The following is a 12,424-nucleotide window of genomic DNA, read 5'->3' on the forward strand; positions in this document are numbered from 1 at the left end:
GGAACCTCTGCCGGCCTGTTTGCGCGATAAGGGCCGCTGGACAGGCGCGGTCCGAGAAAACAAAAGGGGGGGAGACCTGAATGTCGATTTTGGCCGAGGCGGTGGCTATTGTTCCCGCTATTTTCTCTGGCAGCTCATGGGATATGCGCCAGGCATTTGACACAGACGGCATGTGGCTGTTCTGTTTCGTCGCAACCTTCGTCGTCGGTTATCTGGCGCACCTGTTTTACAGGTTTGTACCATTCCTTGAGCGGCATCTTGAGCGCGGAATATCTGTGACCATGTATCTGATCATTGCAGCGATTATCTGCTGGGGTGTCATAGACAGGTTTGTATTTTCGAACCAATGGTCCGGGTCAACGACGGTGCCGCCCTTCCTGTTCATGGTCATGGCATGGTTTGCATGTTCGTATAACGTCAAACTGCGCACACACCTTAGCTTTAGCGAATTCCGCTCAAAAATGCCCCCGGCGGGCCAGATGGCCACGCTGACGATCGACGCCGCCCTGTGGTTGGGATTTTGCTGGATCGCGATCACGACCTCATTGCGCTTTACGGTGTTGTCGGCCGACAACTTCCAACTTGTCGATGGCGTCGATGATGTCATGAAGTGGTGGTTCTATATCACCGTGCCAATCGCCTTTTCGCTAATGTCCGGTCGCGTCATTGGCAATTGGCTGGAAGATTGGGGCAACTACCGTTCGGGCGAGCCGATCATCAAACAAGCAGTTATCGGCGGAGATGTGTGATGACAGACGGAACATGGATTACACTGATATCATTGGGCGTGACGATCCTTTTCATGCTTGGGACTCCTGTGTTGCTGGTCATTTTCTACTGGGTGATCGGCTGTAGCTTTGTCATTGATCTGCCGTTGGCGAACACCGGCAACGAACTGATCAACGTTTTCAGCAAGGGCTTTGCACTGCTTGCGATGCCGCTGTTCATCCTGACCGGTGACTTGATCAACCAGTCGGGCATTGCCCGACGATTGTCGGATTTTGCCTATTCCTGTCTGGGATGGTTGCGTGGCGGTCTGGCGATGGCGTCGATTGCGGCCTGTGGGCTCTTCGCGGCGATCTCGGGATCCAACTCGGCCACCACTGCGACGATCGGTTCAATGCTGCACCCCGAGATGGTCAAAGGCAAATATGACGAACGGTTCTCCGCGGCCACGGCTGCTGCGGGCGGTACGGTCGGGATCATTATTCCGCCATCGATCATTTTCATCGTCTACGGCTTCCTGATGAACCTGCCGATTTCGGAATTGTTCATCGCAGGGATTCTTCCGGGGACCTTGATGGTGGTTGCGATGATGGCGGTTGCCTTCATTGTTTGCACGATCAACGGTTGGGGCATCCTGATCGGCCTGTCGTTCCAGCGGGTTGTCAAAACAGCTTTTGGCGCGTGGCTGGGGTTCTTTGCCATTGGTCTGGTGCTTTGGGGCATTTACACCGGCAAGTTCTCTCCGACTGAAGCGGCAGGGGTTACTGTCGGGTTCTGCGTCTTTGTGGGATTGCTGTGCTATCCGCTGAACAAGATCATGGGAAGCGATCCAGACGAGCCTGTTTCTGAAAAGAGCTTCATGTCGATGTTTGTGGTCGAAGGGTTCACCTTGCCAAGCATTCCCTCCATCGTGTCGCGGTCTGCGCAGATCACCGGGATTCTGGTGCCGTTGATCGCGGTGTCAGTGGCGATGCAACAGGTGCTGTCATCATTGGGTGCCAAGGAATACATCGGTGATTTCGTGATCGGGATGGGTGGCTACTATGCCGTACTGTTCACCGCGATGGCGATTGTGTTTGTCACAGGCATGATCCTGGAATCGCTGCCCGTCACCATCATCCTTGCGCCGATTCTGGCGCCGATTGCAGTGTCGGTCGGGGTTGATCCGATCCACTTTGCCGTTGTTTTCCTTGTCGGTGCGTCAATCGGATTTATCACCCCGCCCTACGGGTTGAACCTCTATGTGGCGTCGGGCGTCACGGGGGTTCCGTATTTCAGATTGTTGCGCTATTCGACGATGTACCTTGCCGCGCTGATCGCCGTTTGGCTCCTTGTGGCGCTGACACCAAGTCTCGCGCTGTATCTGGTACCAGTCCGATAGGGAAAATGTGACAAAATCAGACGGGGACATCGGCGAAACGGCGGGTCAAATTCCGACAAACCTACGGCTTTTACTGCTGTTGGAGCATGTCGCCCGCGCCGGTGTCCCCGTGACCCCGTCTGCTGTCAACGAGCAGATGGGGCTACCCAAGCCAACAATCCACCGACTGTTCAGCACAGCCGAGGCCGAAGGTTTTCTGCAACGCGATATCGACGGTCGGTCGTATAGCCCCGGGCGGCGGATGCGGCGTCTGGCGATCGAGACCCTTTCGGCAGAGCGCGTGCGTGCTGTTCGACTGGTGGTGTTGCGCGCGGTGGCCAAAAAGGTCGGCGAAACCTGCAACATTGCCATCCCGGAACGCGAGGGCATGTACTATCTGGATCGCGTCGAAACCCACTGGCCGCTGCGCATTCAATTGCCCATCGGGACTGAAGTGCCGTTTCACTGTACGGCAAGCGGCAAGATGTACCTGTCCAGCTTGCGCCCAAGTTACCTTGATCGTTATCTGGGAAACTACGCGCTGGAAAAGATGACGGACAAGACCCTGACGCAACCCGACCAGTTGCGCGAAGAGATTAACAAGACCCGCGCGCAGGGTTATGGCACCGATGACGAAGAATTCATGGCGGGCATGACGGCGATTGCAGTGCCCATACTTGATGGACAGGGACGGTTGGTTTCCACACTCTCGATCCATGCTCCTCGGCAGCGCCAATCAATTGAACAGCTAATTTCCTACCTTCATACCTTGCGCGAAGCTGCCGCAGAGCTGGCAGCGATTTCAGGCGAATAAATACGCTTGGCCTCATCCGCTTTGCGCGTCGGATCGGTTGGGTCATGCAGCAAATCCATCGCGTGGGGCCAAGCTTCGCACGGCGCTCGTCGCCGCCTCGTCGCCTAGACTGTGATTGGAAGAATTTTTGCAATCTTCGCCGCGCCGCCCTGTTGACAGGCCGAAGTTTGGTCCCTACCTACAAGCCGTTAGCACTCGGGCGTAGCGAGTGACAACATTAAGGGAAACTGAACTGGAGAAGTTCTGAAATGGCATTTACACCACTTCACGACCGTGTACTGGTCCGTCGCATTGAAAGCGACGAAAAGACATCCGGCGGTCTGATCATTCCTGACAGCGCCAAGGAAAAGCCAGCCGAGGGCGAAATCGTAGCTTGCGGCGAAGGTGCACGCAAGGACAGCGGCGAGCTGATCCCGATGGCCGTCAAGGCAGGCGACAAGGTCCTGTTTGGCAAATGGTCTGGCACGGAAGTGAAAATCGACGGCGAAGACCTGTTGATCATGAAAGAAAGCGACATCCTCGGCACAATGTAAGCCCGGGACACGTGTCGGGAAGAAGCCCGACTGTCTTTCTTCAACCAATCGAAATTTAGGGAGCACATGAAAATGGCTGCTAAGGACGTCAAATTCGACACAGATGCACGCAATCGCATGCTGAAAGGTGTCAACACCCTCGCCAACGCGGTGAAGGTTACTCTGGGCCCGAAGGGCCGCAACGTGGTTCTGGACAAATCGTTCGGCGCCCCCCGCATCACCAAAGACGGTGTATCTGTTGCCAAGGAAATCGAACTGGAAGACAAGTTCGAAAACATGGGCGCGCAGATGGTCAAGGAAGTCGCATCGCGCACCAACGACGAAGCGGGTGACGGTACAACGACCGCGACTGTGCTGGCTCAGGCCATCGTCAAGGAAGGCATGAAGTCTGTTGCCGCTGGTATGAACCCAATGGACCTCAAGCGCGGTATCGACATGGCGACGACCAAAGTCGTTGAAGCCATCAAGGCGGCATCGCGCCCCGTGTCCGACAGTGACGAAGTTGCGCAGGTCGGCACGATCTCTGCCAACGGCGAAGCTGAAATCGGTCAGCAAATTGCTGATGCGATGCAGAAAGTCGGCAATGAAGGTGTGATTACTGTCGAAGAAAACAAAGGTCTGGAAACAGAAACCGATGTTGTCGAAGGCATGCAGTTCGACCGCGGCTACCTGTCACCTTATTTTGTCACCAACCCCGACAAGATGACCACAGAGCTGGAAGATGCGATCATCCTGCTGCACGAAAAGAAGCTGTCATCCTTGCAGCCAATGGTGCCGCTGCTGGAATCAGTGATCCAGTCGGGCAAGCCACTTTTGATCATCGCAGAAGACGTTGAAGGCGAAGCGCTGGCAACTCTTGTTGTGAACAAACTGCGCGGCGGCCTGAAAATTGCTGCTGTCAAGGCACCGGGTTTCGGCGACCGCCGCAAAGCTATGTTGCAGGATATCGCCATTCTGACCGGTGGTCAGGTGATTTCCGAAGACCTTGGCATGAAGCTTGAGAATGTCACCATCGACATGCTGGGTTCTGCCAAGCGCGTCGCAATCACCAAGGACGAAACAACAATCGTCGACGGTGCAGGTGACAAGGCTGAAATCGAAGCCCGTGTTTCACAAATCCGCACGCAAGTTGAAGAAACAACATCCGACTACGACCGTGAAAAGCTGCAAGAGCGCGTTGCCAAACTGGCTGGCGGTGTTGCCGTGATCCGCGTCGGTGGCATGTCCGAAATCGAAGTGAAAGAGCGCAAAGACCGCGTTGACGATGCATTGAACGCGACACGTGCCGCTGTTCAGGAAGGTATCGTCGTTGGTGGTGGTGTTGCACTTGTGCAGGCTGGCAAGACACTTGAAGGTCTGGAAGGCGCGAACTCTGACCAGAACGTCGGTATCGCAATCATCCGCAAGGCTCTTGAAGCGCCACTGCGTCAGATTGCTGAGAACTCCGGTGTTGACGGCTCTGTTGTGGCTGGCAAGATCCGCGAAAGCAACGACAAGTCGTTTGGTTTCAACGCCCAGACTGAAGAATATGGCGACATGTTCAAGTTTGGCGTGATCGACCCTGCGAAAGTTGTGCGCACTGCATTGCAGGACGCCGCATCTGTGGCTGGTCTGTTGATCACAACGGAAGCTATGGTGGCTGACAAGCCTTCGAAAGAAGGCGCAGGCGCTGCTGGCGGCGGCATGCCCGACATGGGCGGCATGGGCGGCATGATGTAATCAGCCATCCATCTGGATGAAACGCGAAGGGCGGTCCTTTATCGGGCCGCCCTTTGTTTTTCTACAAACCTGTCGCGGCACGGTTTAATGGCTTGCATTGCTGCTGCTGGACGGTCCTTATGGTGGGCGGAACGGTATTTTTTCCGGACCCTGTTTCGACTTGCTGCGCAAGCCGACAGGCCGGGGGCTTTGCCCCCGGACCCCCAGAATATTTTCGGCCATAAGAAGCGGAAGGACGAGCCACGCTTGCAGTATATCAGGTTAGCGGCAGACAGTTGGACAGGCACCACCGCAGGTGTCGATTTTGCGCGTCCGACCGCAGGTTTGGGGCGTGGATAGCGTGGCGAGTGGACCCGATTTTGCACGGGAATTGCGCCGTGGTGAAGAGCGTCAGGTTAATGATTTGCTGTGTGCGGCCTTTGATGGCCCTGCCGAGGCCGAACTGGTGCGCAGATTGCGCAAGGAGCGCAGCATCGCTGGTGAGACTGTACTGCCCTGGGAGGATGAAATTGTAGGCTATTTCGCCTTGTCACACATGCGCAGGCCAAAGGGCTGGATTTGTCTGGCTCCTGTTGCCATCAAACCGGATTTGCAGGGGCGTGGTTATGGCAAGCGTATGATGGGGTTGCTGAGTGAATGGGCGCGCCTATCACGGACGCCGGTGGTGGTCCTGGGCTCTGTGGGTTTTTACGAGAAGGCTGGTTTTTCGCAGGCGAAGGCGGCCAATCTGACGAGCCCTTATCCCATCGCAAACACAATGCTGGCGGGCATGGACAAGCCTGCCCCGGCGCAGAGGCTTGTCTATCCCGCCGCGTTTGACGGCGGTCACCTGTGAAGCTCTTTGCTCTCGTTGCGCTGACCATGACGGCCTTTGCGGCCAATTCGATCCTGAACCGGGTCGGGGTGGCCCGCTTTGGCATGAACCCAATGGACTTTGCGGCCCTCAGAGTTGTCGCGGGTGCTGCGATGTTATGGCTGTTGGTTTCACCTCGCCAGACTGGGCACCCGCCGTTGCGGACACTCCGGAGGGTCTGGGGCGCTGCGGCACTTGCGGTCTATATGATAGGCTTTTCATGGGCTTATATCAGTCTTGGCGCGGGTCTTGGTGCGTTGATCCTGTTCGGCGTTTTGCAGGTGGTTGTTTTTGGCTGGGCGGTCTGGACTGGTCAGACGATCCCCGCACTGCGCTGGGCGGGGGCGGGGATTGCCTTTGCCGGGCTTTGCGTTTTGCTGTGGCCTGCCGGGCAAGCGGCGGTGCCTCTTGGTGGATCGCTCGCGATGGCAGCTGCGGGTGCCAGTTGGGCGGTCTATACGCTGCTTGGCCAGTCCGAGCGTGATGCGCTGGGTGCAACGGCAGGCAACTTCTTGCTCTGCGTGCCACTGACGGGGCTGGCGATGCTGCTGACGGGTGGCGGTCCGCTGCCGGTCTTGGGGGTGCTGACGGCAATTGTCGCAGGTGCGGTCACGTCAGGTTTGGGTTATGCGTTGTGGTATCGCCTGTTGCCGTCCTTGCAGGCGACCGAGGCCGGAATTGCACAATTGAGCGTGCCTGTGATCGCGGTCATGGGGGGAACGCTTTTTTTACAGGAACCGGTCACACTGCGACTTGTGGTTGCGGGCCTGCTTGTGCTGGGCGGGATTGCATTGTCCCTTGTCGCGCGACGTTAAGGTGTTATCTGCGAAGAATGAAGAAACTGATTGCCTCACTTCTTTCCGTGCTCGGGTTCACGACAACCCCAGGCGCGCAGGCTGCGGCGCAGGAATGCGTGGTGATGCTGCACGGCCTTGCCCGGACCGAGAATTCATTCACCCCGATGCAACTGGTGCTGGAGGAGGCAGGGTACCGGGTTGTGAACCGTGGCTACCCGTCAACCGAAGCAACGATCCAGACATTGGTTGAGGAGAATCTGGCTGAAGATGTTGCTGCGTGTGGTGATGCGCGGACCCATTTTGTTACCCATTCAATGGGCGGTATCTTGGTGCGTGCGTGGCTGACCAACAACCGTCCCCCCAATATGGGCCGTGTTGTCATGCTGGGGCCACCAAATGCGGGCTCTGAATTGGTTGATATCTTTGGTGATTTCGAACCTTTCCAGTGGGTGAATGGTCCGGCGGGGCTTCAATTGGGCACGGAGGACGAGAGCTTTCCCAACCAGCTTGGCCTGCCCGCTTACGAGGTCGGCATCATCGCGGGAAACCGCACGATGAACCCGATCTACTCAGCATTGATCGAAGGGGATGACGACGGGAAAGTATCTGTGGCCTCAACCCGTCTGCCGGGCATGACCGACCATATCGTGCTGCCTGTGACCCATACATTCATGATGAACAACCCGCTGGTGATCGAGGAAGTGCTGACGTTTCTTGCCCAAGGTCATTTTGATCCCGATTTGAGTCTGGCAGACGTTATTTTGCAGTTTGAATGATGGTCTGCCTCCGGCGGGGATATTGGGGGCCACAAGAAGTCAGCTTTTGACGATCCTGTTGACGTGCCCCATCTTGCGCCCGGGTTTGACTTCGGCCTTGCCATAGAGATGCAGGCTCACATCGGTTTTCGCAAGCGCTGGCAGCCGGTCCATATCATCGCCGATCAGGTTTTCCATGACCACATCTGCATGGCGTGACCCATCGCCCAGCGGCCAGCCAGCCACCGCTCTGATGTGTTGTTCGAACTGGTCAATGGCGCAGCCGTTCTGGGTCCAGTGTCCGGAATTATGCACGCGCGGGGCGATTTCATTCACGATCAGCCCCTGGGGCGTGACGAAAAGCTCGACCCCCATGACCCCGACATAATCAAGCGCGTTCAGGATGCGCGCCGCGATCAGCACTGCATCTGTCCGCTGTGTTGGGTTGAGCCGTGCGGGCACGGTTGTTGTGCGCAGAATACCGGCCTCGTGCACGTTTTCGCCGGGGTCGTAGCAGGCAACCGACCCGTCGGGGCCCCGCGCGCCGATCACCGAAACTTCGTGACTGAAGTTGATGAACCCCTCCAGAATGGCGGGCGCGCGCGCGATGTCTGTCAGCGCAGATGCGGCGTCGTCAGCCGCCATGATCCGGGCCTGCCCCTTGCCGTCATACCCCATGCGCCGGGTTTTCAGTATCGCAGGTGCCCCGATTTCCGACAGCGCCGCAGTGAGCGTGTCCATATCGCTGACATCCGCGAAAGGGGCTGTTTGCAGACCCAAGCCTTGCAGAAATGTCTTTTCGGTCAGCCGGTCCTGGCTTGTGGCAAGTGCTGTCCGCCCCGGATGGATCGGACGAAGTGTTTCAAGCAAATCAAGCGCGCTTGTGGGGATGTTCTCAAACTCGTAAGTGATGACATCGACCGATTGTCCAAAGGCGGTCAGGGCGACACTGTCGTCATAGCTGGCGGTTGTGACCTTATGTGCGACGTCGCCTGCCGGAGGCATCGCGCCCGGTTCGAAAATATGGGTCCGCAGCCCCAGGCGTGCCGCGGCAACAGACAGCATGCGCCCAAGCTGGCCTCCGCCCAGAATGCCAATCGTGGCGCCAATCGGCAGCGGGCTAGTCATCGGTAGGCTCCTGCGGGATAGACGCCGACAGGTCGCTGCGCCATCTGTCCAGACGTGCCGCCAGTGCAGGGTCTTGCAATGCAAGGATACCTGCCGCCATCAGCCCTGCATTTGCCGCCCCCGCAGCGCCGATGGCCATGGTCGCAACAGGAAAGCCGCGCGGCATTTGCAGGATTGAATAAAGGCTATCAACGCCGGACAGGGCTTTGGTTTGTACCGGCACGCCGACCACGGGCACCCGTGTCTTGGAAGCCATCATACCGGGCAAATGCGCGGCCCCGCCAGCGCCTGCGATGATGACCTGCAGGCCACGGTCAATTGCCGTTTTCCCATAGTCCCACAGCCGGTCGGGGGTGCGGTGGGCCGATACGATCTTTTTCTCGTAAGGAACGCCGACAGCATCCAGAATGTCAGCTGCTTCGCGCATCGTCGGCCAGTCCGATTGACTGCCCATAATGATGCCCACCAAAGGTTGATCCATAGCATTTGCCCTGCGTTGCAAAAGGAACCGGCACTATAGCGACGGGCGGGCGGGCTGCAATGCGGATCAGGCGATAATGTCGGGTGTAATACGGTCCTCGAGTGCGACGATCCGGTCCTTCAGGGCGAGCTTTTGCTTCTTGAGCCGTTTGACGGTCAGCATATCGGCGCTGCCCCGATCCTGGAGCGCTTCAATCGCCTCATCGAGGTCACGGTGCTCACGCTTGAGCACTGCCAATTCGACGCGCAGAACTTCGCGTTGTTCCATTTTTGCGTTCGTGTTCATCGGTGGTTTGCCCAATTCTATCCATGATGACAGGTCCCTAGGATAATACCATATGCTGATTCTTCCTAACGCTTCCTCTTGATCAAGACCAAAACAGGCCCCATATCTTGGGCAAGGTCGCCGAAATGGGACCAAATCGACAGTCGCTTGCATGAAGGGCATGTCCAAATGACGAAATTTGCTTTGGGAACGCATCCGTTCCTATTGGGGTTTGAGCAGCTTGAAAGGCTGGTAGAGCGCACCGCGAAAAGCGGGAATGACGGCTATCCGCCCTACAATATCGAACAGACCTCTGATCATTCTTACCGCATTACGCTTGCGGTTGCCGGATTTGCAGAAAATGATCTGGCAATAACGGTCGAAGATAACTCTTTGGTCATACGTGGGCGTCAGACTGATGAGGATGACGGGCGCATTTTCTTGCATCGTGGCATTGCCGCACGACAGTTCCAACGGTCATTCGTATTGGCCGATGGGGTCGATGTGGGCGAGGCGGTGATTGAAAATGGGTTGCTGCACGTTGATCTGTCCCGTGCCGTGCCTGAGCGGATCGTGCACACGATCAACATTAGAAAGGGGTAAGCCAATGAATACCAAGTTTGATCTGGCTACAATGGGTCGGGATATCGTTTATGTGAAGCCGGTTCCCGTGACTGATCTGCCCAAGGACATGCGAGTCCATGCTGGCGGTCTGGAAACCATTTTTGCAGTTCACAACACGCAGGGAGAGCAGTTGGCGCTTGTTGCGAACAAGCGGCTGGCATTTGACCTCGCGCGGGAAAATGACATGCAACCGGTCACGGTGCACTAATCTTCACTGAATTGCTTGAGTCTCGGTAGATCCATCAGCGCTGCTCGTTAGGTATGCCGCATTCGTTTCGTTATGAGGGGCGGTGGCTTGTTTTCCCAAGCTTGGGAAGGCCTTGCAGCGCATTGGTTCGCGTTGTGTTTTCCGTCGATAGCTCTTCGGCTTTGACCTGAGGTATGAGCGAAAAGCTATAGTTACGGTCTTTGCCTCTCCGGTCACCGGGAACGTCAAGGCCGACGCGCCAATCGGCGTCAGTCTGTTTCCCGACGACCGTGAAGATGACCCGGATTTCGACGTCATAGCGGCAAAGGCCAGTTGACGCCATGCCCAGAGCCGATGCATATGCCGGCGGAAAAATCTATCCCTTGATCAGCCCCATGCTTTCGAGTTTCAGGATCACCTGATGGGCGCAGCTGTCGACCGCGATACTTTCGGTTTCCAAGCTGAGTTCGGGGTTTTCCGGTACGTCGTAGGGGTCTGAAATACCTGTGAATTCCTTGATCTTGCCTTCGCGGGCCAGCTTATACAGGCCCTTGCGGTCGCGCCGCTCGCATTCCTCGATAGACGTCGCCACATGGACCTCAAGAAAGGCGCCGAACTGTTCAATCTCTTCGCGCACGGCGCGTCGTGTGGTGGCATAGGGCGCGATTGGCGCGCAGATCGCGATCCCGCCGTTCTTGGTAATCTCAGATGCCACATAACCGATCCGCCGGATGTTCAGGTCGCGGTGTTCCTTGCTAAAGCCCAGCTCTGAACTGAGGTTCTTGCGTACAATATCGCCGTCCAACAAGGTCACGGGGCGCCCGCCCATTTCCATCAGTTTGACCATCAGTGCGTTTGCAATCGTGGACTTCCCCGATCCGGAGAAGCCGGTAAAGAACACGGTGAAACCCTGTTCGGCGCGGGGTGGGCGGGTCTTGCGCAGCTCTTCAACGACTGCGGGAAAGGAAAACCATTCGGGAATTTCCAGCCCCTCTGACAGCCGCCGCCGCAGTTCGGTGCCAGAGATATTCAGGATGGTGACATCATCCTTGTCGTTGATTTCATCGGCTGGTTCATATTGGGCGCGATCCTGCACATAGACCATATGTTTGAAGTCAACCATAGTGATGCCCATTTCGTCCTGATGCTGGCGGAACAGGTCCTGCGCATCGTAGGGGCCATAGAAATCATCTCCTGCGGAATTTCTGCCCGGTCCGGCATGGTCACGGCCGACGATGAAGTGCGTGCAGCCGTGGTTCTTGCGGATCAGCCCGTGCCAGACCGCCTCGCGCGGGCCAGCCATGCGCATGGCAAGGTTGAGCAGGGACATGGTTGTCGTGGATGAAGGATATTGGTCCAGCACCGCCTCGTAGCAGCGCACGCGGGTGAAATGGTCAATATCGCCCGGTTTGGTCATGCCGACAACGGGATGGATGAGCAGATTGGCCTGCGCTTCCTTCGCGGCGCGGAACGTCAGTTCCTGATGGGCGCGGTGCAGCGGGTTGCGGGTCTGAAACGCCACAACCTTGTGCCAGCCCAGCTTGCGGAAGTAGGCGCGCAATTCGTTGGGCGTGTCGCGGCTGCCGCGGAAATCATAATGCACCGGCTGCTGGATGCCCGTCACAGGCCCGCCCAGATATACCGCACCGGCAGTATTGTGCAGGTAATTGACCGCCGGATGCGCTGTATCGTCGGCGCCAAAGACCATTTCCGCCTCGCGGGATTTGTCCGGCGTCCATTTGTCAGTGACCGTCATGGTGCCAAGGATCACACCTTCCTGATCGCGCAGGGCGATATCCTGTCCGACGGCGACCGTTTCGGCAAAACTTTCGGACACATCAAGGGTGATAGGCATCGGCCAGAGCGTGCCATCGGCCAGACGCATGTTATCGACGACGCTGTTGTAGTCGGCTTCTGACAGAAACCCTTTGAGCGGGTTGAACCCCCCGTTCATCAAAAGCTCCAGATCGCAAATCTGGCGCGGGGTCAGGTCATGGCTGACCAGATCAGCCGCCTCAAGCTTCAGCTTCTGCGCGCTGTCATACGAGACATAGAGTTCAGGAATGGGGGCGAGCGGTTGCGACATGTTCAACAATGACCTTCTGCGAATTATGACGGCTCGATAGCCTTCAATCGCGTTATTTGTCCACACAAACCATTGAAAAAGGATGGATATTCGTAGC

General features: G+C 57.0%; 15 protein-coding genes. 10 read left to right on the forward strand and 5 right to left on the reverse strand.

Annotated elements, in window-relative coordinates; all coding sequences use genetic code 11:
• Window positions 1-80 precede the first annotated feature (80 nt).
• From C8N45_RS00475 to C8N45_RS00515, 8 genes are all read left to right on the forward strand, one after another.
• Window positions 81-749 (forward strand): TRAP transporter small permease, encoded by a 669-nt coding sequence (locus C8N45_RS00475; protein WP_108384242.1) that lies wholly within the window; start codon window positions 81-83, stop codon window positions 747-749.
• The gene (locus C8N45_RS00480) at window positions 749-2,107 is read left to right on the forward strand and encodes a TRAP transporter large permease (protein ID WP_108384244.1); all 1,359 of its coding nucleotides are present in this window, start codon (window positions 749-751) and stop codon (window positions 2,105-2,107) included. The genes C8N45_RS00475 and C8N45_RS00480 overlap by 1 nt, the downstream gene beginning before the upstream one ends.
• 7 nt (window positions 2,108-2,114) lie before the next feature.
• Window positions 2,115-2,900, forward strand: a complete 786-nt coding sequence (locus C8N45_RS00485; RefSeq protein WP_245882504.1) for an IclR family transcriptional regulator — start codon at window positions 2,115-2,117, stop codon at window positions 2,898-2,900.
• Window positions 2,901-3,148: 248 nt separating this feature from the next.
• Complete coding sequence (locus C8N45_RS00490) at window positions 3,149-3,433, forward strand: co-chaperone GroES (protein WP_108384246.1); 285 nt, start codon at window positions 3,149-3,151, stop codon at window positions 3,431-3,433.
• Between the two features lie 72 nt (window positions 3,434-3,505).
• Window positions 3,506-5,152: a chaperonin GroEL gene (gene groL, locus C8N45_RS00495; protein ID WP_108385061.1), complete on the forward strand. Its 1,647-nt coding sequence runs from the start codon at window positions 3,506-3,508 to the stop codon at window positions 5,150-5,152.
• 304 nt (window positions 5,153-5,456) lie between these two features.
• Complete coding sequence (locus tag C8N45_RS00505) at window positions 5,457-5,987, forward strand: GNAT family N-acetyltransferase (protein ID WP_245882506.1); 531 nt, start codon at window positions 5,457-5,459, stop codon at window positions 5,985-5,987.
• Window positions 5,984-6,820 (forward strand): DMT family transporter, encoded by an 837-nt coding sequence (locus C8N45_RS00510; protein ID WP_168769371.1) that lies wholly within the window; start codon window positions 5,984-5,986, stop codon window positions 6,818-6,820. The genes C8N45_RS00505 and C8N45_RS00510 overlap by 4 nt, the downstream gene beginning before the upstream one ends.
• Window positions 6,821-6,837: 17 nt before the next feature.
• On the forward strand, window positions 6,838-7,578 hold the full coding sequence (locus tag C8N45_RS00515) for an alpha/beta fold hydrolase (protein WP_108384251.1): 741 nt from the start codon (window positions 6,838-6,840) through the stop codon (window positions 7,576-7,578).
• A 39-nt stretch (window positions 7,579-7,617) separates the two neighbouring features.
• On the opposite strand, the gene C8N45_RS00520 is transcribed toward C8N45_RS00515, so the two are convergent.
• From C8N45_RS00520 to C8N45_RS00530, 3 genes are all read right to left on the reverse strand, one after another.
• The gene (locus C8N45_RS00520; protein WP_108384252.1) at window positions 7,618-8,685 is read right to left on the reverse strand and encodes a 5-(carboxyamino)imidazole ribonucleotide synthase; all 1,068 of its coding nucleotides are present in this window, start codon (window positions 8,683-8,685) and stop codon (window positions 7,618-7,620) included.
• Complete coding sequence (gene purE, locus C8N45_RS00525) at window positions 8,678-9,166, reverse strand: 5-(carboxyamino)imidazole ribonucleotide mutase (RefSeq protein ID WP_108384254.1); 489 nt, start codon at window positions 9,164-9,166, stop codon at window positions 8,678-8,680. Before purE ends, C8N45_RS00520 begins: the two co-directional genes overlap by 8 nt.
• A 66-nt stretch (window positions 9,167-9,232) precedes the next feature.
• Window positions 9,233-9,451, reverse strand: a complete 219-nt coding sequence (locus C8N45_RS00530; RefSeq protein WP_108384256.1) for a YdcH family protein — start codon at window positions 9,449-9,451, stop codon at window positions 9,233-9,235.
• A 168-nt stretch (window positions 9,452-9,619) separates the two neighbouring features.
• Here C8N45_RS00530 and C8N45_RS00535 point away from each other — a divergent pair, with 168 nt between their 5' ends.
• Both C8N45_RS00535 and C8N45_RS00540 read left to right on the forward strand, forming a co-directional pair.
• Entirely contained in the window at window positions 9,620-10,033 is a 414-nt protein-coding gene (locus tag C8N45_RS00535; protein ID WP_108385063.1) for an Hsp20 family protein, read from the forward strand.
• A 4-nt stretch (window positions 10,034-10,037) separates the two neighbouring features.
• The gene (locus tag C8N45_RS00540; protein ID WP_108384258.1) at window positions 10,038-10,262 is read left to right on the forward strand and encodes a DUF1150 family protein; all 225 of its coding nucleotides are present in this window, start codon (window positions 10,038-10,040) and stop codon (window positions 10,260-10,262) included.
• A gap of 70 nt (window positions 10,263-10,332) precedes the next feature.
• Here the strand turns inward: C8N45_RS00540 and C8N45_RS00545 are convergent, their stop codons facing one another.
• Window positions 10,333-10,584: a hypothetical protein gene (locus C8N45_RS00545; RefSeq protein WP_108384259.1), complete on the reverse strand. Its 252-nt coding sequence runs from the start codon at window positions 10,582-10,584 to the stop codon at window positions 10,333-10,335.
• Window positions 10,585-10,617: 33 nt separating this feature from the next.
• The gene (locus C8N45_RS00550) at window positions 10,618-12,327 is read right to left on the reverse strand and encodes a bifunctional sulfate adenylyltransferase/adenylylsulfate kinase (RefSeq protein ID WP_375342453.1); all 1,710 of its coding nucleotides are present in this window, start codon (window positions 12,325-12,327) and stop codon (window positions 10,618-10,620) included.
• Window positions 12,328-12,424: the final 97 nt, after the last annotated feature.

It is taken from the genome of Yoonia sediminilitoris (genome assembly GCF_003058085.1).
GTDB classification, from domain to species: Bacteria; Pseudomonadota; Alphaproteobacteria; order Rhodobacterales; family Rhodobacteraceae; genus Yoonia; species Yoonia sediminilitoris.